The following is a 24,000-nucleotide window of genomic DNA, read 5'->3' as shown; positions in this document are numbered from 1 at the left end:
CAACCGACCCTGAACCGGCTCACATGCACACGGCAACTCCCACGACACTGCCGTGGGCCACGTCGTGTGAAATCCGGCTGGCCCGATCCAGACTGTGTGGTCTGTCGTGCGACTGGCGGCGCCACGTCACGCCGACGCCGACCCGTTTCGCCCCGCTGCGAGCCGGCGGCGCCACGTCACGCCGACGCCGACCCGTTTCGCCCCGCTGCGAGCCGGCGGCGCCACGTCACGCCGACGCCGACCCGTTTCGCCCCCTACTGCGAGCGTGAACAGCGAGAGTGAGGCCTGTTCCGCGGCCCTGGGTTCAACGGGTCGCGGAACAGGCCCTGCGGAGAGAACGTCTCAGCCGGCGGTGCACTCCGTTCCGTTGAGGGTGAACGACGACGGTGTCTGGTTCTCACCGGCAACGCCGGAATCCGCGTTGAACCCGAAGGACACCGAGGCACCGGCGGCGATGTTCCCGTTCCACGCCGCGTTGGCGGCCGTCACGGTACTGCCGCTCTGGCTCACCGTGGCGCTCCAGCCAGGCTCGTCGACGGTGTAGCCGGACGGATAGTCCCAGGCCAGCGACCAACCGTCGATCGCGCTCGAGCTCGTGTTGGTGAGGGTCACGTTGGCCGTGAATCCGCTGCTGCCGGCACCCCAGTTGCTCGCGTCGTACGTCACCGCACACTCTCCGGGCGGAGGCTCCTCCCCCTCGGCGAGCGTGGTGAACGTCTCCGCCGGCCCCAGCGCGGACACCTCCCCGGTGTTGCCGTTGACGGCTCGCACGGCGAGCTCGTACGTCGTCTCCGGTTCCAGGCCGGTCAGGTCCGTCATCGTGCCCGGCGGATCGCCGCTGACCTCAGCCATCACCTGTTCGCCGCCGCCCGCGGTGTTCACCAGCTCGTACTCGGTCACGCAGCCGTCACCGGGTGCCCACATCAGGTGTGCCGACGCCGCCGTGACATCGGAGATCACAGGTGCGCCGGGTGTACCGGGCGCCTCATCCGGGCACTGCGGGTCAGGCCCGGGACCGGGGTCGCCGCCGATCCCGGTCACCTCGCCGTTGCCGCCGTCGAAGACGATGTCGGAGCAGCTGAAGAAGTCCTCCGGGCTGTCCGAACGCACCCAGTGCACGAATACCAGGTGGTCGCCGCTGCGGTCGCTCGGGAACGTGACGTCCCAGTAGTAGTAGTTGTCCTCGTTCCCGGGCCCGCCGGTGGCCGGCGGGTCCACCTCGGAGTGGATCAGCTCCAGGTCACTCCACGCCAGCGGCGACGACGGGTCCCACCCGGGCTCGGTCAGGTAGACGTTGAACGTCCCGGGGTGGTGCGCCCAGTTGTTGTGCTGGAACTGGTAGGTGTCGCCGGCGGTGAGGTGCGTCTTCGGCCAGTCGTCGCGCATCGCGTTGTACGGCGAGAAGTCGTACGGTCCTTCGCCGCCGCCGTCACAGATACGTCCGTCCGGGATGGCGCCGACGGTGCCGCCGTCGTTCGACGGGTTGAGGTTGCCGAACCAGTTGTACAGCGGCGTCGTGCCGCTCTGCGCCACGGCGTCGGCGCAGGCGGGGTTGCTCGGGTTGAGCGAGCCGTCCTGCTGCAGGGCGTCCACCCAGCACAGGTACTGCCGGCTGCCGGGGAAGACGGACGCGCCGTGCGCGTTCGCCGTTCCCGGATTGACCAGTATCGCCGCCACCACCGCGATGCTCACCGCGGCGACCAGGGTCGCCAGTCTCTTCAATCGTCCGACCACGAGAGATCTCCTTCCGGATAGAGGGCCGGGTCGCCGGGGATGTCCCCGGGCCGGAGGGCTAGAGGGCCGGGTGCTGAGGCGTCACCCGACAACGCACGACACGCCGTTCAGGGCGAACTCGGTGGGATCGGGGTTGGACGAACCGTACGAGCCGTTGAAGCCGAGGCTCACCGAGGCACCCGCATCCAGCCGCGCGTTCCAGGAGAGGTTGGCTACGCTCACCTCGCCGCTGCCTACCGGCTGCGACCACTGCGCGGACCAGCCCTGGTCGACACGTTGGTCAGCCGGGAAGGTGAACTCCACCGTCCAGCCGTCGATCGGGTCGCCCAGGTTGGTCACGGTGAGGTCGGCGCCGAACCCGCCACCGCCGTTGTCCCACGCCACGTCGTAGTCGACGGCGCATGCCTCGTCGCCGCCCCCGCCGTCGTCGGGCTGGGTGGTGAAGGTGGTCGGCGAAGACGGCGGCGACTCGTTCCCGGCGGCGTCACGGGCCACCACGTACACGGTGTACTCGGTCTCCGGCGTCAGCCCGGTGAGTTCGGCCGACGACGCGCGAGTGGTGGCCAGCAACTCGTCGCCGGAGGAGCCGGCGTCCCGGTAGACGTCATACGCCGCGACGCCGACGTCGTCCGCCGACGCGGGCCAGGTCAGCACCGCCGACGACGAGGTGATCTCCGACGACGTCGGCGCGCCCGGCTGTGTCGGGGCCTCGGTGTCCGGTTCTCCCGGCTCCAGCGCGGCGACGTGTTCGCCGGCCCAGACGGCGACCCAGGACAGCACCGAGTTCCAATTGATGGTGACCTCGTTGGTCGACCACGAGTCGATGTGGTCCAGGTAGCACTTCTGCGGGCTGCAGCCGGCCAGTTCCGCCGCGGCCAGCGGGTCTTGCAGGCCGCTGTTCGGCCCGCCCGCCAACACACCGGGCGGTGCGGTCGGCAGTGACTGGTCGGCCTGGTTGGCCCAGAACCGGTGGTGCACATTGCGTGCCGCCTGCTCGCCGTAGCCGGTGATGTACGACTGGCTCAGCGGGTTGCGCCCGAGCGTGTAGTCCAGGGCGGCGAAGACGCCGTCGCGGTACCGCGTGTCCCCGGTGATATCGAACGCGAGCGCCAGCACCACGGTGTTGTTCAGCACCAGGTTGTTCGACCCCCAGTCGTAGGACAGGCCGCCGCTGCCCTGCGGCCAGTACGGAACCGGGTATCCCTGCCCGTCCATCACGTCGAGCAACGTGTCGCCGAAGTCGGCGAACGCGTCGCGCAGGGTGGTGATGTCGGCGTTCGGCAGCGAGTTCGGGATCACCGCGAGGGTGATGTCGCCGAGCAGACCGGTGTTCGCCCAGTCGGCGCCACGGGTGCTGAAGCTCTCGCCGTGGTAGAGCGCGTGGCCGGTCAGGTCGGCGCGGTAGCTGGACTCTCCGGTGGTGGTGAACAGTTCCGCGGCGGCCCAGTAGAACTCGTCGGCGAGGTTGCTGTCGCTGTACGCGCCGCCGCCCTGGCCGTCGGCTTCAGGGGCGATGATGTCCGGGTTGGCCTGCGCTGCGGCGTACGCACGCTCGGCCGCGTCGAGGCAGGTCGCGGCGAAAACCGCGTCGACGTCCGCCCAGATCCGGGCGCATTGCGCGGCGACGGCGGCCAAGTTCAGCGTGGCGGCGGTGCTCGGCGGCGCGAGGTACCGCTGCTGCGAGTCCTGGTGCGGCAGGGTCGGGATGCCGGTCCAGTTCTCGTCGTGGATCTTGTGGTGCACCATCCCGGCGCGCGCCCGGCCCTCCGGCACCTGCATCGCCAGCAGGAACTCCACGTTCCAGCGCGCCTCATCCAGAATGTCCGGTGCGCCGTTGCCGCTCTCCGGTATGGCAAGTGTGCCGTCGCCCAGCGCGTCCGGGTCGGCGTCGTCGGTGTGCAGGGTCCGCTCGTAGGCGTTGAGCAGCTGCCAGGTGGAGATCCCGCCGTTCACGACGTACTTGCCGTGGTCGCCGGCGTCGTACCAGCCGCCCCGGACGTCGAGCGTGTAGTCGCACGGGCTGGCCGGGCGGCAGCCGACGTCGTCGTCGCCGGTGTTGGGTGGCTGGTTGACGTGCCCGGCCGGGCGGGCGTACTCGTCGCCGACGTATTGTGCCTCGATCGGTGTGCCGCTGCGCTGGTGGTAGTAGAAGGCGAGCGCGTCGTGGCGCAACTGGAGATACGGTTCGGCGGCGATGTCGAACGGGTAGCTCACTTCGCCGTCGACGGCCAGCGTGTAGCCGGTCCCGGGTGTGTCGACGCGGCTGAAATCGACCTCGTGCACGTGGTCGCCGGAGGCCTGGTCGGCGCCGACGACGGTGGTGGTGCCGGCGGCCATCTCCTGTCCGGACGAGTCGCGCAGGCTCCACGCCACCGGCTGCACCGAGCCGTGCACCACCGTTGCCTGCTTGGGCAAGCCCGGCACATAGCCGACGTTGTTGACCTTGACGCCGGGCCCGATCTCCGGTTGCCCGTGCACCGGCGGCGCCAGCACGGCGAGTCCCGCCGCCGCGAGCGCCGTCGTCATGATGCCGGTCACCGCGGTGGTGAACAGGGAGGGATGTCGAGGCATGGTGATCAGCTCCGCGCGTCGTAGGGCGTCGGTCCGACCATGCCGAGCGGTACGGGTCGCTGGCCATAGCGGCCATGTCCGGCACAGCGGCGGATGACCGCCCGAGAGCTCTCCATGGTCGGCCTCGACAATGCCTGTCACCAGTCGTTCTGTCATTCGTGACTAACGTTCGCCGATAGTCCCAGAACGGCCCTCCGCGACGGGCTGAGATCTGAAACTTTCACGGGCTGCGCTCCAGCGCAGAGCCGGGTCACGTCGCCGACATAGTTAAGAAACACCCCGTTGACAACCCAGGCAGCGTGAACGATGATCGGGAGCGCTCCCACTTGTTTCTTCCCCGGAGGTGGGTATGGCCGGATCGCCGACGTTGGCTGAGGTCGCGGCCGCCGCAGGCGTGTCGCCGGCCACGGCCTCGCGGGCATTGTCAGGCTCCGTGCGGGTGACGACGTCGACGCGCCGGCGGGTGAACGATGCCGTGGTCCAGCTCGGCTATGTCCGACGCCGGTCCGTCTACTCGCTTCCGCGTGCACGCACCGACCACGTGGTGGCGGCGGCGATCTGCGAGCCGCTTCCCCGCGTCCTCTCCAGCCCGTTCCACGTTCGGCTGCTATCCACCGCCGAACAGGTCCTGGCCGAGCGCGGGATGTCCATGGTGGTGGTCCCGTCCACCGGCACGAGCGCGGTTCGTTCCCTGCTCACCGGCGCGTTCGGCGGCGTGCTCCTGATCGGCGCGGCGGATCAGCAGCCCGTCGGGGTCGCCCTCGCCGCGTCAGGCGTGCCCGTGCGCAGCACCGGCCGTCCCCCGGACGGCGCGACGCTCCCCTACGTCGACGTGGACAACGTCGACGGCGGACGCCAGGTCGCCGAGCACCTGTGGACGTCCGGACGGCGGCGCCTGGGCGTCATCGCCGGGCCTCGGGACCTGCCGGCCGCCCGCGACCGGCTGGACGGGTTCCGCCGCGTGCTGCACGACGCCGGTGTGCGCTCCGTACCGGTGGCGCACGGCGATTTCACCCGCGCCTCCGGCACGCACGCGATGCGCTGGCTCCTGCACCGTTGCCCGGATCTGGACGGCGTGTTCGCCATCGCCGACACCATGGCGGCCGGCGCCATCCAGACGCTGCGTCGCACCGGACGGACGGTGCCCGGCGATGTCGCCACCGTCGGTTTCGACGACGCGCACTTCGCCCGCCAGCTCACGCCGTCCTTGACCACGGTCCGACAGCCTGTGGAGGAACTGGCGGTACGTGCCGCCACCCTGCTGATCGACGACATGACCACCGGGCCCCGCCGGGCCGGAAACGAACTGCTGCCCACCGAGCTCGTCGTCCGCGAATCGGCCTGAGACGCGCCGCCCCACGTGGTCGGCTGCGCCGCTACGTCCGCTACGTCCGGCGTCGGAGCACTACCAGCGCCTGCACCGCCGCACAGACGACCACCAGCGCGCCGACCACGCTCGTGACGTTCACCGCCGTGGTGAAGGCGGCCTCGGCCGCCTCGCGCAGCTGCCACGCGGCGTCTCCGCCCAAGCCGGAGGCGACGTGCGCGGCACCCCCGATGGTCTGCCGTGCCTCGTCCATGGACGCCGCCGGGACGCCGGGAACGGCATCCAGTCCGGACGCGTAGACGGCGGTGACGATGGTGCCGAGGACAGCCGTGCCCATCGCTCCGCCCACCTCGTACGCGGTCTCCGAGATCGCGGACGCGGCACCGGCCTTCTGCGGAGCGACGACGGACATGATCGTGTTGTTGGTGACGGTATTGGCCGCGCCGAACGCCGTGGCGACGAGCGTGAAGCCGACGGCGAGCAGCCAGGCGCCGGCGGCGGAGCCGTCCGGCAACATGCTCATCAGGCCGTAACCCAGGGCGCCGATCATCAGCAGCGTGAACAGCAGTGTCCCACGGCCGCTGAAGCGCATCAGCCGCACCGTGAACAGACCGGCGAAGACCGCCAGCGTCAGCCCAGGCACCAGGACCAGCGCGGCGCGCAGCGGATTGAGCCCGACCACCAGCTGCAGATACTGCGTGATGAAGAACAGGGCACCGATGAACGCCATCGTGGCGAGCAGGTTCGTCGCCACCGAGACACTGAATCCCCGGTTGGCGAACAGACTCAGGTCCAGCAGCGGATCGTCCAGCGTACGTTGCCGACGGACGAACGCCACGCCGACGGCGATACCCGCCACCAGCGCCGCCACCGCGCCGATACCCAGGCCGTGCGCCGCGAGCGTCTTCATCCCGTAGACGGCGAGCAGCATCGCCACCAGGGAGAGGCCGGCGCTGGTCAGGTCGTAGCGGCCAGGGCTCGGATTGCGCGACTCCGGCACCAGCGCGGGCGCCAGCGCCAGCAGCGCCACCATCACCGGCAGGTTGACCAGGAAGACCGAGCCCCACCAGAAGTGCTCCAGCAGCCAGCCGCCGATCAGCGGCCCCAAGGCGGTCCCGACCGAGAACATCGTCGCCCAGATGGCGATGGCCAGAGTGCGCTGGCGCTGGTCGAGGAAGATGTTGCGCAGCAGGGACAGTGTTGAGGGCATCAACGTCGAGCCGGCGACGCCCAGCAGCGCCCGCGCGGCGATGAGCATCTCCGGCGACGTGGAGTACGCCGCCAGCGCCGACGCGACACCGAACCCGACCGCGCCGACCAGTAGCAGCTTGCGGCGCCCGATCCGGTCGCCGAGCGTGCCCATCGTCACCAGCAGGCCGCCCAGCATGAACGAGTAGACATCGACGATCCACAGCAGCTGATTGCCGGTCGGGGCCAGGCTCTCACTCAGGTGCGGCACCGCGAAGCTCAGCACGGTCGCGTCCACCGAGATCAACAGCACCGGCAGCAGCAGGACCGCCAGGGCGCCCCACTCCCGCCGGCCCGCCCGCCGAGCGGTGCCCTCAACGCTTTCGACCGACACCGTCGCCACACCTTTCCGGGCCTCTGCTCGCCGCAGCCCGACCTCGTCGCCCGGCCCTGCCGTCGGACTTCGACGCACGCCGCCGGCCACGACGGATGCGCGGGAGTACCGGCGGCATTGCCAAGCACGATATCGGGACCGAGCCGATCGCTCACCCGATTTTCTTCACCGTCCGGACGGCCTAGTTAAACCGTCTGGACGGTATACTAACACGCATGGCGCGACCATCCTCCCGAGACCGGATCCTGGACGCACTGCAGGAGATCCTCACCAAGGACGGCCTGCACGCGGTCACGCTGGAGTCTGTTGCCGAGCACGCCGGAGTCTCCAAAGGCGGCCTGCTCTACCACTTCCCCACCAAGGAAGCGATGCTCGACGCATTCGTGGAACGGATGTGCGAGGCCGCGGAAGCAGAGTTCGCCGAAGCCGAGCAGGCCGAGGACATCGTCCAGTTCTACCTGCGCGCATCCGTGCCCGGCAGCTCGGACGCCGCCCTGATGTGGTCCCTGGTGGCGTCGCTACGTACCAACGACGTGGCGACCGCCGAAGCCCGGCAGCTCGTCGCCGGCTTCTTCGCGCGCTGGTCGGAGATCCTGCACCGCAAGATCTCCGACCCGGTCATGGCTCAGATCGTGCTGCTCGCCGGCGACGGCCTCTACCTGCGTGCCCTGGCGGATCTGCCGCTCCCCGACGCCGAAACCCACGCTGCGGTCGCCGAACGCCTCGCCCACCAGGCCCGTCCGTAAGCCGAACACTCAAGGCCTGTTCGGACGCGGTCACGCGGTTCAGGCGACGGGCTCGACGTCCACCGGCAGCTGAGTCTCCTGCTGACGCTGCACCGCCGCGGCGATCAGGCCGCGGAACAGCGGGTGCGGCCTGGTCGGGCGCGACTTCAGCTCCGGATGCGCCTGGGTGGCCACGAAGTACGGATGCACGTCCCGGGGCAGCTCGATGAACTCCACCAGCTTCCCGTCCGGGGATGTTCCCGACACCACCAGCCCGGCCCCGGTGAGCTTCTCCCGGTACTCGTTGTTGACCTCGTAGCGATGCCGGTGCCGCTCGGAAACACGCTGTGCCCCATAGAGCTCGCCCACTATGCTCCCCGGCTCCAGAGCCGCAGGGTAGGCGCCGAGGCGCATGGTGCCACCGAGGTCTCCGCCGCCGGCGACGATCTCCTTCTGATCCTCCATGGTGGCGATCACGGCGGCCGGCGTGTTCGGATCGAACTCCGCCGAGCTGGCGCCTTCCAGCCCGGCCACGTGACGCGCGTGGTCGATCACCATGCATTGCAGCCCCAAGCACAAGCCCAGGGCCGGGATGCCGTGCTCACGCGCATACCGACTGGCCCCCACCTTGCCCTCGATGCCACGGATACCGAATCCGCCGGGGATACAGATCGCATCGACGTCGGACAGTTGAGCGGCTGCGCCCGCCGGCGTCTCGCACTCGTCCGACGGCACCCAGCGGATCGTCACCCGGGCGTCCTCGGCGAAGCCGCCCGCGCGCAGCGCCTCGGTCACCGAGAGGTACGCGTCCGGCAAGTCGACGTACTTGCCCACCAGCGCCACCGTGATCTCGTGCTTGGGATGGTGCACACGCCGCAGCAGCTCCTCCCAGGCGGTCCAGTCGACGTCCCGGAAGGCGAGGCCCAGCCGTCGCACCAGGTAGGCGTCGAGGCCCTCCGCGTGCAGCACCTTGGGAATGTCGTAGATGGACGGCGCGTCGACTGCGGCCACCACGGCTTCGGCGTCGACGTCACACATCAGCGAGATCTTGTTCTTCACACTCACCGGGATGGGCCGGTCCGACCGGCAGACGATCGCGTCCGGCGTGATACCGACCTGTCGCAGCGCCGCCACCGAGTGTTGAGTCGGCTTGGTCTTCAGCTCTCCCGAAGGAGCCAGATACGGCACGAGCGAGACATGCAGGAAGAAACACCGGTCACGGCCGACGTCGTGTCGCACCTGCCGGGCCGCCTCCAGGAACGGTAGCGACTCGATGTCGCCGACGGTTCCGCCGACCTCGTGGATCACCACGTCCACCTGGGCGTCGCCCATGGCGAGCATGCGTTCCTTGATCTCGTTCGTGATGTGCGGAATGACCTGCACCGTGTCACCGAGGTACTCGCCGCGCCGCTCCTTGGCGATCACGTCCGAGTACACCTGCCCGGTGGTGACGTTGGCGTAGCGGGTGAGGTCACGGTCGAGAAAGCGTTCGTAGTGTCCGATGTCCAGGTCGGTTTCCGCACCGTCGTCGGTGACGAACACCTCACCGTGCTGGAACGGATTCATCGTTCCGGGGTCGACGTTGAGATAGGGGTCCAGTTTCTGCATCGTGACCCGCAGGCCGCGCGCCGTAAGCAGGTTGCCCAGAGAAGAGGCTGTCAGCCCCTTGCCGAGGGAGGAGGCAACGCCTCCAGTGACGAAGACGTGTTTGGTCGGCTCATTTCCCACGGGCCTCCAGCCTAACAGTCCATTCGGGTCCCGTGTCGCAACATGCCGAGGAAGCGCCCCCGGATCTGCTCCGCGCCGCGGCACCCGAGCACTGCGCTCAACCGCGGCACGGTGTGGTGTGCAGTTGATTGACCCAGTGCCCCGGAAGGCGTGCCTCTAGGTTTCTTCCATGAGTGTTCCCGAGTTCGACCCCAACGCCGGCGGTCCTGGATACCTGTACTTGAAGCTCGCCGACTTTCTCGCCGACCTGATCGAGGCACAACACCTCAAGCCGAACTCGCGTCTGCCTGGTGAGCGCGATTTCGCCGAGGAACACGGCGTGTCGATCGGCACGGTCCGTCGAGCCACAGACGAGCTGCGCGAGCGCGGCCTGGTGGTCACGCTCCCAGCCAAAGGCAACTTCATCGCACCGTTGGAACAACAACGACGCGTCCGTGGGTGACGCACGCGCCGAGATCGGTTCGACCATCACCGGGTTGTCCGTACCAGCCACGCCTGGAGCCAACCTGCCGCAGATCATCTCGCACTGTGGTCACAAGCGGACGACGCCGATTGACCGGGCGCCGTCAGGCGACCGCTGAGGCGCGCGTGCCGGTGTTGCGTTGATGATTCAACCGTTAGGGTCTACGGTGCTTGCATCGCTGGGGATGGGCAGCCGCAGTGGTGATCTTGGCAGACGTGTGTCCGCGCGTGCCATTCGGCCTGCGTCACACGGCGGCCAAGATCACCACGGCCCGACCGGCGGCGCAGCACGGCCGTCCGTGCAGGACGGCCGGCGGTGCTGAACCGGTAGAAGGCGGCGCAGCGGTCTACGCGTCCACCTCATGCTCGGCCCGAGCCATCGGGTTCTCGCGGACCCAGGTCGCGGTCTCGGAGTGCGCCCGTTCGATGTATTCATCGAGCCGTCCACGCTCGACGCGCCACTGTCCGCGGCCGCCCATCTTCATGGCCGGTAGTGCCCCGCTGCGGACAAGTGCGTAGACCTGTGCGGACGAGGTGTTGAGTATCTCGCGAACCTCTTCGAGGGTGAGCAGTTTTTCGTACATGCGCACAGACTACTCACATTTGATCAAGATAGCCACGCCTTATCTATATCTACCGACGATGCCTTCCATCCACGCCCTCGCACATCCGAATCCGGCCGGACCTTGGGCACTTGGAGGCCATCGCGGGGCAAACGGCGGATACTACACCGGCTGCACACGCGCGAGTTCGGCGTAGATGCCTGCGAGCTGCTCAGCGGTGGCGTCCTCGTCCGGCCAGTGCGCGGACCGCTCGCGGCCGCGTTGTGCCAGCTCACGGCGGAGATCGTCGTCGTCGAGCAGTGTCACCACAGCGTCCGACACCGCCGCCGCACTCCCGGCCGGCACCAGGATCCCGTCGTCGTCCACCAGCTCCGGCAGACCACCGACCGCGGTGGCGACGACGGGAACCCCGGCCCGCATGGCCTCCTGCACCACCAGCGCCCGGGCCTCCCACCGGGAGGTGATGACATAGACGTCGGCCGCCGCCAGCAGGTCAGCGATGTCGTCCCGGCGGCCCAGGAACCGGATGTCGATCCGCGCATTCTCGGCGTCCCGGCGCAACCGATCCATCTCCGGCCCGTCGCCGGCGACCAGCACCGCAGGTTGTGGGTGCCGATGGCCCCAACGCGCCACGGCAGCGAGCAAAGTGTCGTAATCCTTCTGCGGCGCCAGCCGGCCCACCGCCAGCACCACCGGGCGGTCTCCGACCCCCAGCTCCGCCCGCATCTGCTCGCGTCCCTTCTCCGACGGCGGCAGGGCCGGCGCCGCCACCGGCGCCAGCCGGGCGTCTTCCGCACCGAGCGCCAGGGCACGTCCGACAAGGTCGGACGACGCGCCGAGCGTCACATCCGCTCGCCGTGCCGCCAGCCGCTCCAGCCCGCTGAGCAGCGCCCGGCGCGGCATGCTGCCGAGAACGGCGTTGTGCCACGTCGCCACCAACGGGGTGCGCCCCGGGCGACGGCGCCCCAGCGCAAGCCCGGTCAAGGCGGCCGCGCGGAAGCCGTGGGCGTGCACCACGTCCGCGCCGGCCAACAGCTTGCGCAGCTCAATCAGGGCGGACAGGTCCTGGCGCGGCCGTGGCCGGGTGTAGATCTCCACCGGTGTGAAGACGGCGTCACGCGGGTCGAGCAGCCGGGAACCGCCCGCCGTCTCGGCGTGCTGCGGCATGCTGAATCCGAACTTGTCCCCGGTCGCCGCCGGCGCAATCACGTGCGGGTGCACGCCAAGCTCCGGCAGCCGGTCGACAACCGAACGGACGTGTCGGCCGACACCCCCGCTGCTGGTCGAGAGCACGATCGTCACGCGCATTCCAGCCACCTACAAGACTGACGTTCCTCCACCCGAATACCCCTCATGCCGGCTCGCAACTCGTCCCTCACCCTAGCGATCAGGCACCGAATGCGACGGCTCACACTCATCATCTTCTCAGGACAGCGAACAAGGCCTTGCGGTCGGTCACCACGATCACGCCGGCTGCGACCACAACCGCCACAAGTGCCGATAGTACGCCAGACAACACCACTGACCCGGCGCCTTTATCAGGTAGTAATGTCGAGGTCCACCAGCCGGCGACGCCGCCGACCGCCGCCCCCATCACAACGCCGGTCAACGCCCTGCTCAAACCCTGCAACGCTGCCCGGCCTGAGTCGGCGGCTATCGCCCGCAGCAGCAGCACGCCGGCGAGCGTCATGCCGAACGAGTTCGCCGCGCCCAGTGCCGCGGTCACGTATTCCTCGGGCACGACGGCGGTCAGCGTGACCGCCAATACCACCACCAGGAGCCAGCCGCTGGCCATGGCGGTCGCGGCGATCCTGCCACGTCCCCGTGCGTAGAGTGCGCGCCCGAGGTGCGCCACCAGTCCGTACCCAAGCAGTCCCGGCGCGAAGGCGATCAATGCCCACGCCATCCGCTCGATGCCCACGTCGCCGCGGTCCAGCAGGCCGAAGAACCGCGCCACCGGCCACGACGCCGCGATCAGGACCGCCGCACCGAACCCCGACGCGGTCAGCACCGCTCGGGTGGAGGCGGCCAGCGTCCGCGCGTAGGCCTGCGGGTCGTTCTCCGCGTACGTGCTCAGCCGGGGGAAGCTCGCCGTCGCGATCGGCACCGCCAGTACCGCATATGGCAGCAGGTACACCATCCAACTGTTCTGAAACGTGACGGCGCCGCCGGTGCCCGCGTGCTCGTTCGACATCACATAGGACATCAACATCGCCAGCTGCTGAGCCGCCAGCGTCGCCACGCCGGCGCCCGCGAGTCCGGCGGCGCGCCGCGCCACGCCAGGAGGAAAGGTCAGCGTCGGCCGCAGCGTCGTCGCCCGGACCAGCATCGGCACGAGCGTGGTGAGCGCCAGCAGCATCACGCCGAGGGTGGTGCCTCCGGCCAGGATCAGCTCCGAGCTCCGGTCCAGGCTCTCCAGATCATTGCGGTCGCCGCCGCGGAACGCGTAAGCGAAGACGACGAACGTCGTCGCCACCACCACGCTGGAGACGATCGGCGCGATCGCAGCGGCCAGGAACCGGCGGTGCGCCTGAAGTACACCGGCGGTGACCACCGCGACGCCGTACAGCGGGATCTGCGGCAGGAAGACCAGCAACATCATCCGTCCGACCTGCACGCCCTCGCTGCCGCCCCGGCCGCGCAGCATCAACTCCGCGATCGGGCCGGCCAGCACCACGCCCAGCAGCACCACCGGTACCAGGATGATCAGTGTCCAGCCGAGCAGCGCTGACGCGGTCCGCCGCACGTGTTCCGTGTCGCCGTGGCTGGCCGCGGACGCGATCAGCGGTACGACGACGCTGGCCAACGCTCCACCGGCGACGATCTCGAAGACCACGTTCGGCAGTGCGTTGATGGTGGCGTAGATCTCGCCGAGGACCGTCTGGCCCACGGTGTACTGGAAAACAAGCTGACGGCCGAAGCCCACCACCCGGGCGACCACGCTGATCGCCGCGATCAGCGCCGCACCACCCGCGATACCGGCGGCCGCCCCAGCCGCCACCCGCCGAGCACTCATCGCCCGACCCTCACCGCGCCCCGCCTAAATGATCATGTGAAGTGGGTTTTCTCGTGCACCACCATGTCTGCAGGCATGGTACGGCACGAGAAAACCTACTCCACATGATCATTTAGCGGGCCAGGGTTGGTGGGTTAGGGGCGGCGGCCTAGGTGGTCGAGCCGGCGCAGGACGGGTGTGCTCTCGATGACCTTGGTGAAGCTCACCTTCTCGCTCGCCAGGGTCAGCGCGGTCACCGCGGCGAGGTGCAACACGCGGCTGCGACGCCCCTCCCGGGCCACCATCGCCAGCCCCAGCAGACCACCCAGGGCGTTCGCGCCGGCGTCGCCGAGCATCGTTCGCTCTCCCAGGTCATCCGGGAGCGTCGCGATCACCGCACCCAGCGTGGCCGCACCGATGGGGGCACCCGGACCGGTCAACACCAGCGGCGCGTGTAGCAGCGCCGCCTTGCCGGCACGCCCCGGGCGCAGGTCGAGCAGGTTCAACACGTTGGCATGCCCCGCTACCGCGACGCCCCCCACGGCGGCGTCAAAGGCATTGTCGCTGACCAGCGCCGCTCCGGCCAGGCCGGCCAGGCCGATCGCACCGACCTTGATCGCCCCGCTGGTGACGTTGCCCTGCCGGAGCGCAGCCAGGTGACCGCCCAGTCCTTTGCTCGAGCTGTCCCCGGTCAGGTCGTCGTACAGCCCAACCGCACCGACCACCAGGGCGGTCCCCACGCCGGCGACGCGCGCGGAGCGAGTCAACCCCGGTGCCAGAGCCACGCCGACGGCGGTGCCCGTCGCCAGCGCCGGTCCGGCCACCAGCGACACCGTCTCACCGTGGAAGTTCTTCCGCAGCCATCCCGACGGCGCACCGTCCGGGGCGGCGCCGTGTCCGTGTGGCGGAGACGAGCCCTGCTCGCTGAACGGGTCGTGCTCGCCCAACTGCTCGGCCGGCGACGTCCGCACCGCATCCAGGGAAGCCGCGAACGACGACCCGGGCACGCCTGGAGGGGGACACCGCATCCACCGTCGGGCGAACCCCCACGTGGCGGCACCGGCGACCGCTGCGCATGCGGTCAGACCCGCAATCCGGCCCAGCGCCATCACTCGTCGCCACCCTGTGCGGATCCGTCCTCGGTTCCCTCGGCGCCCTCAGCCGAGTCCCCGCCCTCGGTCGACTCCGCACCTTCGGCCGAGTCGGCTCCGTCGGTCGAGTCGTTCCCTGCGCCTGAGCCGTCCCCGGATTCGTCGCCGGTCTCCCCGTCTTCGATGCCGCCGTCCTCGTCCTCAGGTTCGGTCTCCTCCGGGACGGGTGGCAGCGCACCGTCGATCTCGCCGACGAGGCCGTAATGGCCGGCGTCACCGCGCTGTTGCTCCGTCAGGGCGAACACCACGGCGACGCGCCCGGTCGGCAGGTCGGCCACGTCCACTGTCGACACGGACTCGGTCGCCTCGCTGCCCCGCACGGCCGTCAGCACACCGCCCTCGGCGGTGCTGGACGGCCCCGCCACCACCAAGCCGTTGCTCGCCGTGTGCATCTGCGCGATCAGCGTGACCAGACGTCCGAGCCGATCCTCCGCGTCCTCGCCGGAGACCGGCCCGGCCACCGCGACCGCCAACGTCGGTGCGGTCGACGCGTCGTGCTCCAGCTGCACCAGACCGGCGTCTTGATAGGCCGTGACGACCGTGGTGTTCACCGTCTGAGCAGGGTCGTCGATGCCGGTATCGCCACCCTCGACCGGCTGGCTGAGCAGCGCCGAGGCAAGAACCGCCGCCCCCCGGTCGAATCCGTTGCCGGCCTCGAGCTCGGTTCCGGACGCGACCAGTTCCGCCGCCAGCTCGTCCAGGACGGGTTCCGAATCGGGATCGGTCCAGCTGGGATCGATCCGGACGACGAGTTCGGCTTGCGCCCCGGCCCGTTCCAACGTCTCCCGGACCTGCTCGACGGCCTCCTCTTCGGCACCGGGCAGCGCGATCACCGCCACTCGCTGGTCCTGCAGCTGACCGGAGACCAGCCGGGGCATGACGTCTTGGACGAACGCCTCCTGGTACTGCTGGTCCTCGCTCGCCGATTCGAGTGCCTCGTGGAGTTCTCGATTCTCCTCGCGGAGATTAGCCGTCTGTTCGGTGAGGTTATCGTCGATGGTCTCGCTCAACGGGCCGGCACCGAGGACGATGCCGGTCGCCAGTGCGAAGAAGATCGCAATGATCGAGACGAGGTGGTACCGGAAATCGATCACGAGAAGAGTCCTTGAAGCCAGAAGTAGAAACGGTCCCACCAGGTACCGAAGATGTCCAGATAAGCCCGCCCGGTAGGCGTGGCGAACATGGCGGACACTACCGCCGCCACCCCGGCCAACACCAGCAGCCACAGCAGCCAGTTCGACACACGGCTGCGGTAGAGCCGGCTGACGCCCTTGGCGTCGACCAGCTTGCTGCCCACCCGCAACCGGGTCAGGAACGTGCTCGCCATCCCGGCGCGTCCCTTGTCCAGGAACTCGACCAGCGTGGCGTGCGTGCCCACCGCGACGATGAGCTGCGCTCCCTTGTCATCGGCCAGCAGCATGGCGATGTCCTCGCTGGTGCCCGCGGCCGGGAACGGCACCCCGGACAGCCCCATCCGGTCGAGACGGCCGGATCCGGGCGCCCGCCCGTCCCGGTACGCGTGCACCACCAGTTCAGCCCCGCTCTTCAGCGCGTCGTCGGAGACCGAGTCCATGTCCCCGACGATCATGTCCGGGGTCAGGCCCACCTCGAGCAACGCGTCCGCTCCGCCGTCGACGCCGATCAGCAGCGGCCGGTACTCGCGGATGTACGGGTTCAGCGCGACCAGGTCTTCCTTGTAGTCATACCCGCGGACGACGATCAGGACGTGCCGCCCCTCGAAGTTGGTCCGCACCTCCGGCACACCGACACCGTCGAGCAGGAGCTCGCGCTCACGCTTGAGGTACTCCATCGTGTTCGCGGCGAACGCCTCGAGCTGCGTGGAGAGACCTTCGCGCGCGCTGTCCATCAGCTTGGACAGGCTGTCGGACGTGTGCCGCACCCCGTGGCCCACCGGCTTACCGGTCGACTCACGGAACACGGTGTTGCCGTCGATGCGCAGCATCTCGCCCTCGCGGACGGAGCTGAACAGATCCGGACCGATGTCATCGACCAGCGGGATCCCCGCCGCGACGATGATGTCCGGGCCCAGGTTCGGATAGCGGCCGCTGACCGACGGGCGGACGTTGACGACGGCGGCGACCTCACAGGCGACCAGCGCCTCGGCGCTCACCCGGTCCAGGTCCAGATGATCGATGATGGCGATCTCGCCCGGCTTGATCCGCTTCGTCAGGTTTTTCGTCCGGTGATCGAGGCGCGCGACACCCGACAGGCCCGGCAGGTCCTCCGACCGACGCCGGCGTAACATGGGCATCTTCATCGCCTCGCAGCTCCCAGTTGTTCATGGTCGGCCTTGCTCGCCGCGGCGGCCGCCAACAGCTCTTCCGCGTGTGCCTGCGCCGACGCAGAGTCTTCCTGGCCAGCCAGCATGCGCGATAACTCACGTACACGAGCATTATCGTCCAGAGTCTGGACGTCACTGCTCGTGACACTCCCGTCGTCGGATTTCACGACAGTGAGATGTCGGTCGGCGAACGCGGCCACCTGCGGCAGATGCGTCACGACCAGCACTTGCGCATGCTGCGCCAGCGCGGCCAGCCGGCGTCCCACCTCTACGGCCGCCTTACCGCCGACGCCGGCGTCGACCTCATCGAAGACGAACGTCGGCACCGGGTCCGCGCCCGCGAACACCACCTCGATCGCCAGCATCAGCCGGGACAGCTCACCGCCGGACGCGCCCCGGTCCAGTGGCCGCGGTTGCGCTCCGTTGTGCGCGCTGAACAGGAACTCGACCTCGTCGGCGCCATGCGGGCCGAGCTGGTCGCGACGACGGACCTCGATCGTGACCCGCGCGTGCGGCATCGCCAACGCGGTCAACTCCACGCTCACGGCCTCGCTGAACCGCTCCGCCGCCTCGGCCCGGGCCTTGCTGATGGTGTCCGCGAGCTCGTTCAGCTCCGCGGACAGCCGGTCTCGCTCCTCACGCAGCGCGGCCACCCGCTCGTCGTCGCCGTCGAGCTCCAGCAGGCGCCGAGAGCCGCGCTCCGCCCACGCCAGCACGGCGTCGATCTCGCCCTGCTCCGTACCGTCCAGCATCGGCGCGTCCGGGCCGGCGTCGCCGGTCTGCGCCGGCATCGCACCGTCGCCACCATATTTCCGCACCAGGTCGGCGAGGGCCGCCCGGCGCTCCTGAACCTCGGCGAGCCGGGCCGGGTCGGTCTCCAACCCGCTGGCGTACGACGCCAGGTCCGCGGCGACGTCGCCGAGCAGGTAGGCCGCCTCGGCCAGCCGATCGGCCAGCGCGGCCAGCTGTTCGTCGTGCCCCCGTTCGGCTTCCAGCGCCTGGCGCGCCGATCCGAGCAACGTCAGGATGTCGGCCTGTTCCGGACCGACCTCGTCCGCCGAGAGGTAGGCGTGTGCAGATTCCGCCGCCGTACGCAGCGAATCCGCGTAGGCCAGCCGCTCCTCTTCCGCGCGCAGGGCCACGTCCTCGCCGGGCTGCGGGTCGACGCGTTCGATCTCGCCCAGGCCGAAGCGGAGCATGTCCGCCTCCTGCGCCCGTTCTCGTGCCCGGGTGGTCACCTCGTTCAGCTCGGCCTCCACCGCGTGCAACCGCTCGTAGCGGTCGGCGTAGGTCGACAGCGGCTCGGCCACCGCCGCCCCGGCGAACCGATCGAGGGCGACCCGCTGACGCGACGAGCGCAGCAGCCGATGCTGGTCGCTCTGACCGTGCACGGCGATCATTTCCTCGGCCAGGTCGGCAAGCATGGATGCGGGCACGCTCCGGCCCCCGAGGTGCGCACGCGAGCGTCCACCGGCCATGACCGTCCGCCCTACGAGCAGGTCATCCTCGTCGAGTTCACCGCCCGCCTCCAGGGCACGCTCCACCGCCGGGCTCTCGGCATCGACTCGAAGCCGGCCCTCGACGACCGCGCGCTCCGCACCCGTGCGTACGGCGCCGCCGTCCGCACGTCCGCCCATGAGCAGCCCGAGACCGGTCAGCACCATGGTCTTGCCGGCACCGGTCTCACCTGTGACGACGGTCAATCCGGGGCCAAGCTCCAGCTGGGCGTCGTCGATGACACCAAGCCCACGAATCCGGATCTCCTGCAGCACAACTCTCGAGCCTAGCCCACTCCCCCGCCATTCCTCCGTTACCCCACATAGGCGCGCCGCGCCAAGATCACCGCGGGTCGGCCGTCGGGAGTTTCCGTCCATGGCGTGGCGGGCATCGGCGACGACGAGCCCCCAGGAGGGTCATGCCACTCCGGCGGTGAGGGGGCCGAAGGCCCCCTGGAGCCGTCGGTGCGCGATGACACGACCGGCCTGAAGCGATCAACGTTCGTGGCATGACCCGACGACCGCATGTGATGGCGAGGAGGAAGCCGCTGGGCGAGGACGGAAACTCCCGACGGCCGACCCACCGATGTGGCGGGCATCGGCGACGACGGGCGCCTATCGGCGGCGTCCGCGCCACCCTTCGACCGGCAACGCGAACTTGGCGACAAGCCGGTCGGTGAACGGCGCCGTGTGCAGCCGCGCCAGCCGGACCGGCCACTCGCCGCGGTGCACCTCGATCCGGGCTCCGGGGGGCAGATCGATTGAGCGCCGGCCGTCGCACCACAACACCGCACCGGCGGTCCGCGGCTGCAGCGTCACGGCCAGCTCAGAGTTCGGCGATGCGACCAGCGGCCGCGCGAACAGCGCATGCGCGCTGATCGGCACCATCAGCAACGCCTCCAGCTCGGGCCACACGATCGGCCCGCCGGCGCTGAACGCATAGGCCGTGGATCCGGTCGGCGTCGCCATCACGACACCGTCACAACCCCACCGGGACAACGCCCGGCCGTCGATCTCCGCCACCAGGTCCAACATGCGCTCCCGGCTGCCCTTCTCGACGCTGACCTCGTTCAACGCCCAGCCGCGCGCCAGCACGGTACCGTCCAGGCGAACCGTCGCATCGATGGTCATCCGCTCTTCGACCTCGTAGTCCCGGGCCACCACATGGTCGACGGTGAAGCTGAGGGCGTCCCGTTCGGCCTCGGCGAGGAAGCCGATGTGACCGAGATTGACGCCGAGGATCGGAGTTCCCGCGGGCCGCGCCACCTCGGCTCCGCGCAAGATCGTGCCGTCGCCGCCGAGCACCACCACCAGCTCGCAGTCATCGGCCGCTTCCGGCCCCGGCGCGACGACCTCCACCAGGTCGAGCGGTCCCCCCAGCAGCTCCGCGGATTCCTCGCCGAGCATCCGCACGTTGATCCCCTGGTCGGTGAAGCGCCGCACGGCCTCGTTCGCGACTTGCCTCGCCTCTTCTCGCCGGGGGTGAGCGACGATCAGCACCGTGCGTTTGGCCGAGTTCGCGGCGCCGGGGCCGGCCGCCGGACGAGAACCCACGCCACCTTCCTGCCCTGTGTCCATCCCTAAGCCGGTCCTTCCTCGACCGCACGGCGCACCGTATCCGGATCCGCTGCCGGCGCATCGGCACGCAGCCAGAGGAAGTACTCGACGTTCCCGGACGGCCCCGGCAACGGGCTGGCGGTCACGCCGGCCATACCCAGTCCCACCTCTGCGGCGGCCTGAGCGACGGACATCACCGCGTCCGCCCGCAGCTGCGGGTCGCGGACCACGCCGCCCTTGCCGACGCGATCCTTGCCGACCTCGAACTGGGGCTTCACCATCAGCGCGTAGTCAGCGTCGGCGGATGCCACCGACACGAGCGATTCCAGCACGAGCCGCAACGATATGAACGACAGGTCGCCGACCACAACGTCGACGGGCTCCCCCACCAGCTCGAGCGACAGGTCACGAACGTTGGTCCGGTCGTGCACCTCGACTCGCTCGTCGGAGCGCAGGGCCCATGCCAGCTGCCCGTAGCCGACGTCGACCGCCACCACGCTCGCGGCTCCCCGCCGCAACAGTACGTCGGTGAACCCACCGGTCGACGCCCCCGCGTCCAGACATCGCCGACCGGCCACGGTCAGCCCGTCGGCGGCGAACACGTCGAGTGCACCGGCCAGCTTATGTCCGCCACGCGAGACGTACTCCTCGCCCGCGGGTGGATCGATGACGACGACGGGCGCCGCCGGGTCCACCGCCGTGGCCGCCTTGGTGGCCGTCATGCCGGAGATCTGGACCCGTCCGTCCGCGATCAGCGTCGCCGCGTGTTCCCGCGAGCGGGCGAGCTTTCGACGGACCAGTTCCGCGTCGAGCCGCCGACGTGGCGCCACGGCTCACTCCCGTCCGTGGCCGGGGTCGGCCACGGAGTCGTCGGCCAGCCGGTCCTGCAGTGAGCGATGTACCTGCTCGAACACTGCGGCGTGCTCGTGCACGGGCCGTCGGTCCAGCTGCGTCAAGGCCTGCAACGCCGCGTCCACCGCCGCGTCGCCCGTGGTGCCGCCGCCATCCGTCGCGCCGTGCGTGGAGCCCCAGGCCTGCGTCCTGCCGCCGGACGGCTGAACATCGAACGCCTCGCCCGGATCTGCCGACTCTTCCTGCACCATGGGAGCAACGCTAATGCATGCCGCCGACGCCGGCGATCACCTCGGCCACCGAGCCACGATCAACGTGCTCGGTGCCGGCCGCCCACACCGCGCCACAGGCCGCGCGGAGCGCATCGACGCCGTCACGCCCGGCGTCCTCGTGATCGGCGCCACCGTGCTCGGCATCATCGGACCGTCGTCGCAGCTTCAGGGCGGCGTCCTCGACGGCGGCCTCCCACGAGCCGCTACGAGTACTACCCGCGGCCACCGCAAGCCGGTCCGGCGGCTCATGCAAGGCACGCAGGTCACCGCCCAGGTAGGTCGGGCGGTGCTCCGGCGGAGCGAACAGCAGCTCCTCCGGGGTGCAGACGCCGGTCATGACCAGCAGGCTGTCGACACCACCGCGGCACGCGCCCTCGATGTCCGTGTCCAACCGGTCGCCGACCACAAGCGGCCGGTCCGCCCCGGTCCGCAGCACCGCCTCCCGATGCATCGGAGGTTCTGGCTTCCCAGCCGCGATCGGGTCCCGTCCGGATGCCACCCGCACCGCCTCCACGAGCGTGCCGTTGCCGGGAGCGATACCGCGTGCGGTCGGGATGGTCCGGTCCAGGTTGCTCGCCACCCACAGAAGTCCTTGCCGCACCGCATACGTCGCCTCCGCCAGTGCTCGCCAATCGACGGTCGGCGCGAAACCTTGGACGACGGCCTCCGGCGCCTCCTCCAGCGACAGCACCGGGGTGAGGCCCTGTTCGCGCAGCGCGACGGCCAGCCCCTCACCGCCCACCACCAAGACGCGAGAGCCTTCCGGCAGCCGCTCGGCCAGCAGCCGGGCCGCCGCCTGAGCCGACGTGATCACCTCATTGTCGAACGCTGTCACACCGATCTCGGTGAGATGTTCCGCCACCACGAACGGCGGCCGCGACGCATTGTTGGTGACGAAGGCCAGCCGCATGCCATCCGCTCGCGCACCGTGCAAAGCATCGGCAGCGTGTTCCACCGGTTTCGATCCCACGTAGACCACGCCGTCGAGGTCGAGCAGGGCGACGTCGTACATCTGCGCGAGAGTGGTGCGGACCGAACTCTGCGCAGTCGCTTCTCGTCCGTTCACATCGACCATCTTCGCAGCGCGGCCGGCAGTGCCGTCATGGACGCCGCTCCGCGCTCAGTGCGCTCACCCGCTCCGCGGCGTCCGTCATGCCCTCCTCGTCAGCGTCCGCGACACGTGCGAACCATCGGTGCGCCTCGCTCTTACGGCCTGCCGCCTCCAGCGCATCGGCGTAGGCATAGCGCAGGCGTAACACCCATTCGTCCTCGACGTCCGCACGCAGCTCGGGCACCTGGAGCATCGCCGCGGCCGCCGAATCCTGTCCCATGTCTCGGCGCGCCCCGGCGGCCACGATCAGCATCTCGACCCTGTCCGCGGTCTCGAGGCCGGTCACCGCCGGGTCCGAGGCCAGGTCCAGGGCACGCTCCGGTCGGCGGAGTCCGCGCTCGCAGTCCGCCATGATCGGCAGGTATTCAGCCGACCCGGTCATACGGCGAGCGGCCCGTAGCTCGGCCAGAGCCTCCGCGTACCGGCCGGCTCGATACGACGCGATTCCGGCCGCCTCCCGGACGATCCCCACCCGACTGGCACGTTTCCGCGCTGCCCACGCGTGTTCGCGCGCCTTCTCGGCGTCCTCGTCGAGCAGGCGGGCGGCCATGACCAGATGTTGGGCGACGACCCGCCAGGCGCCGCCGATCCCGGCGAGCTGATCTCTGATCTCTCGATCGAGCTCCGCACCGGTGACGTCCTCATCGATCGACGGGCCTTCGAACCGCTGCGGCCGCTCTTCAGAGCTCGCTCGCGCTCCCCCCGACCGCTCGCCACGATCGCCGCGGCGGTCCGGCCGATCGCCGCGCGGTGCACGATCGTCCCGGCCTTCGCGCCGCTCAGGTGCTCGACCCCGCCGGTCGCCACGACGATCCGGGTCGCCCGAACGGCCGCCACCGCCACCTTCCCGACGGTCGCCGCCCTCACGACGGTCTCCACGACCTTGCGCCGACGTGCCACTGCCTCGGCGGTCTCCACCCGGTCCCCCGGGTTTGCCGCCACGACCATCCCGGCCGCCCTGGCCGCCTCGTTCCGACGATTCGCCATCCGATCTCCACCGCCGTGACGAGCCTTGGCCCGAACCGCGTCCCCGTCCGCCGGAATGACGACGTGGCCCATCCGATGGGCCCGATCGATCACCGCCCGGCCGATCTGCTCCGCCTGCCAAACTCGCTCCTCACGTCTTCATACCCACGCGTACCGGTCGATCCGGCACATCACCGGACCGGCGCTCTGCCCGAACTCACGTCAAGGCTAGATCGCTTCTCCGCTGTACCACGCCCGTACCTGCCAGGGTCCCACATACATCCATGAACTGCGGCACCACATCCATCCCAGGCCGTGGCATGCGCCTCTGACGCGCCGGTACCCGAATGCGCGACGTTCGCACCACATCCAGAGCAAGTCTTCTTGTTCCGGCGTCCGGGACCCCGCAGCAAAAAGGCCCCGTCACACCGACATCAGCCCCACTTTCTGGGGGCTCGTGTCGGCGTGACGGGGCCGAAGTGTGTGTCCGGTGGTGTCCTACTCTCCCACCTCCGCTAGAAGGCAGTACCATCGGCGCTGAAGGGCTTAGCTTCCGGGTTCGGTATGGGACCGGGCGTTTCCCGCTTCGCTATGACCACCGGACGT

At 69.7% G+C, this 24,000-nt stretch carries 20 protein-coding genes and 1 rRNA gene; 4 read left to right on the top strand and 17 right to left on the bottom strand.

The window, feature by feature from the left end:
• Positions 1 to 342: 342 nt before the first annotated feature.
• Both G1H10_RS31500 and G1H10_RS31495 read right to left on the bottom strand, forming a co-directional pair.
• A complete protein-coding gene (locus tag G1H10_RS31500; RefSeq protein WP_163745247.1) occupies positions 343 to 1,734 on the bottom strand; it encodes a lytic polysaccharide monooxygenase in 1,392 nt (463 codons plus the stop codon).
• An 81-nt stretch (positions 1,735 to 1,815) separates the two neighbouring features.
• The gene (locus tag G1H10_RS31495) at positions 1,816 to 4,305 is read right to left on the bottom strand and encodes a glycoside hydrolase family 9 protein (protein WP_163745246.1); all 2,490 of its coding nucleotides are present in this window, start codon (positions 4,303 to 4,305) and stop codon (positions 1,816 to 1,818) included.
• Positions 4,306 to 4,654: 349 nt separating this feature from the next.
• Here G1H10_RS31495 and G1H10_RS31490 point away from each other — a divergent pair, with 349 nt between their 5' ends.
• Positions 4,655 to 5,650, top strand: a complete 996-nt coding sequence (locus G1H10_RS31490) for a LacI family DNA-binding transcriptional regulator (RefSeq protein WP_163745245.1) — start codon at positions 4,655 to 4,657, stop codon at positions 5,648 to 5,650.
• A gap of 40 nt (positions 5,651 to 5,690) precedes the next feature.
• Here the strand turns inward: G1H10_RS31490 and G1H10_RS31485 are convergent, their stop codons facing one another.
• The gene (locus tag G1H10_RS31485; RefSeq protein WP_163745244.1) at positions 5,691 to 7,214 is read right to left on the bottom strand and encodes an MFS transporter; all 1,524 of its coding nucleotides are present in this window, start codon (positions 7,212 to 7,214) and stop codon (positions 5,691 to 5,693) included.
• 215 nt (positions 7,215 to 7,429) lie between these two features.
• On the opposite strand from G1H10_RS31485, the gene G1H10_RS31480 reads away from it, so the two are divergent.
• A complete protein-coding gene (locus tag G1H10_RS31480; protein WP_163745243.1) occupies positions 7,430 to 7,960 on the top strand; it encodes a TetR/AcrR family transcriptional regulator in 531 nt (176 codons plus the stop codon).
• Between the two features lie 39 nt (positions 7,961 to 7,999).
• Here G1H10_RS31480 and pyrG read toward each other — a convergent pair whose 3' ends face one another.
• Positions 8,000 to 9,667, bottom strand: coding sequence for a CTP synthase (pyrG, locus tag G1H10_RS31475; protein ID WP_163745242.1), 1,668 nt, complete (start codon positions 9,665 to 9,667; stop codon positions 8,000 to 8,002).
• Between the two features lie 169 nt (positions 9,668 to 9,836).
• Between pyrG and G1H10_RS31470 the strand changes: the two genes are divergently transcribed.
• Positions 9,837 to 10,109 carry a winged helix-turn-helix domain-containing protein gene (locus G1H10_RS31470; protein WP_163745241.1) on the top strand — a complete coding sequence of 91 codons (273 nt, stop codon included), beginning with the start codon at positions 9,837 to 9,839 and terminating at the stop codon, positions 10,107 to 10,109.
• Between the two features lie 367 nt (positions 10,110 to 10,476).
• Here the strand turns inward: G1H10_RS31470 and G1H10_RS31465 are convergent, their stop codons facing one another.
• The 12 genes from G1H10_RS31465 to G1H10_RS31410 form a co-directional block, all read right to left on the bottom strand.
• Positions 10,477 to 10,713 carry a helix-turn-helix domain-containing protein gene (locus G1H10_RS31465; protein WP_163745240.1) on the bottom strand — a complete coding sequence of 79 codons (237 nt, stop codon included), beginning with the start codon at positions 10,711 to 10,713 and terminating at the stop codon, positions 10,477 to 10,479.
• Positions 10,714 to 10,854: 141 nt separating this feature from the next.
• The gene (locus G1H10_RS31460; protein ID WP_163745239.1) at positions 10,855 to 12,000 is read right to left on the bottom strand and encodes a glycosyltransferase family 4 protein; all 1,146 of its coding nucleotides are present in this window, start codon (positions 11,998 to 12,000) and stop codon (positions 10,855 to 10,857) included.
• Positions 12,001 to 12,109: 109 nt separating this feature from the next.
• Positions 12,110 to 13,708 (bottom strand): murein biosynthesis integral membrane protein MurJ, encoded by a 1,599-nt coding sequence (murJ, locus tag G1H10_RS31455; protein ID WP_163745238.1) that lies wholly within the window; start codon positions 13,706 to 13,708, stop codon positions 12,110 to 12,112.
• Between the two features lie 134 nt (positions 13,709 to 13,842).
• A complete protein-coding gene (locus G1H10_RS31450) occupies positions 13,843 to 14,796 on the bottom strand; it encodes a hypothetical protein (protein WP_163745237.1) in 954 nt (317 codons plus the stop codon).
• Positions 14,796 to 15,932: a copper transporter gene (locus G1H10_RS31445; protein ID WP_163745236.1), complete on the bottom strand. Its 1,137-nt coding sequence runs from the start codon at positions 15,930 to 15,932 to the stop codon at positions 14,796 to 14,798. Before G1H10_RS31445 ends, G1H10_RS31450 begins: the two co-directional genes overlap by 1 nt.
• Positions 15,929 to 17,116 carry a putative cytokinetic ring protein SteA gene (steA, locus tag G1H10_RS31440; protein WP_163745235.1) on the bottom strand — a complete coding sequence of 396 codons (1,188 nt, stop codon included), beginning with the start codon at positions 17,114 to 17,116 and terminating at the stop codon, positions 15,929 to 15,931. Before steA ends, G1H10_RS31445 begins: the two co-directional genes overlap by 4 nt.
• Positions 17,113 to 18,912 carry a DNA repair protein RecN gene (locus G1H10_RS31435; protein ID WP_312856670.1) on the bottom strand — a complete coding sequence of 600 codons (1,800 nt, stop codon included), beginning with the start codon at positions 18,910 to 18,912 and terminating at the stop codon, positions 17,113 to 17,115. The genes steA and G1H10_RS31435 overlap by 4 nt, the downstream gene beginning before the upstream one ends.
• A 339-nt stretch (positions 18,913 to 19,251) precedes the next feature.
• Complete coding sequence (locus tag G1H10_RS31430) at positions 19,252 to 20,214, bottom strand: NAD kinase (RefSeq protein ID WP_163745233.1); 963 nt, start codon at positions 20,212 to 20,214, stop codon at positions 19,252 to 19,254.
• Between the two features lie 2 nt (positions 20,215 to 20,216).
• Positions 20,217 to 21,023 carry a TlyA family RNA methyltransferase gene (locus G1H10_RS31425; protein WP_163745232.1) on the bottom strand — a complete coding sequence of 269 codons (807 nt, stop codon included), beginning with the start codon at positions 21,021 to 21,023 and terminating at the stop codon, positions 20,217 to 20,219.
• Positions 21,024 to 21,026: 3 nt separating this feature from the next.
• The gene (locus G1H10_RS31420; protein WP_163745228.1) at positions 21,027 to 21,296 is read right to left on the bottom strand and encodes a hypothetical protein; all 270 of its coding nucleotides are present in this window, start codon (positions 21,294 to 21,296) and stop codon (positions 21,027 to 21,029) included.
• A 10-nt stretch (positions 21,297 to 21,306) separates the two neighbouring features.
• On the bottom strand, positions 21,307 to 22,329 hold the full coding sequence (locus G1H10_RS31415) for an HAD-IIA family hydrolase (protein WP_246220188.1): 1,023 nt from the start codon (positions 22,327 to 22,329) through the stop codon (positions 21,307 to 21,309).
• 88 nt (positions 22,330 to 22,417) lie between these two features.
• A complete protein-coding gene (locus tag G1H10_RS31410; RefSeq protein ID WP_163745230.1) occupies positions 22,418 to 22,978 on the bottom strand; it encodes a hypothetical protein in 561 nt (186 codons plus the stop codon).
• A 6-nt stretch (positions 22,979 to 22,984) separates the two neighbouring features.
• On the opposite strand from G1H10_RS31410, the gene G1H10_RS31405 reads away from it, so the two are divergent.
• Complete coding sequence (locus G1H10_RS31405; RefSeq protein WP_163745229.1) at positions 22,985 to 23,434, top strand: hypothetical protein; 450 nt, start codon at positions 22,985 to 22,987, stop codon at positions 23,432 to 23,434.
• A gap of 445 nt (positions 23,435 to 23,879) precedes the next feature.
• Here the strand turns inward: G1H10_RS31405 and rrf are convergent.
• Positions 23,880 to 23,997, bottom strand: a 5S ribosomal RNA gene (gene rrf, locus G1H10_RS31400).
• Positions 23,998 to 24,000: the final 3 nt, after the last annotated feature.

The sequence above is a fragment of the Phytoactinopolyspora halotolerans genome (assembly GCF_010550675.1).
GTDB lineage: Bacteria > Actinomycetota > Actinomycetes > Jiangellales > Jiangellaceae > Phytoactinopolyspora > Phytoactinopolyspora halotolerans.
This window is presented reverse-complemented; position numbering and strand designations above follow the sequence as displayed.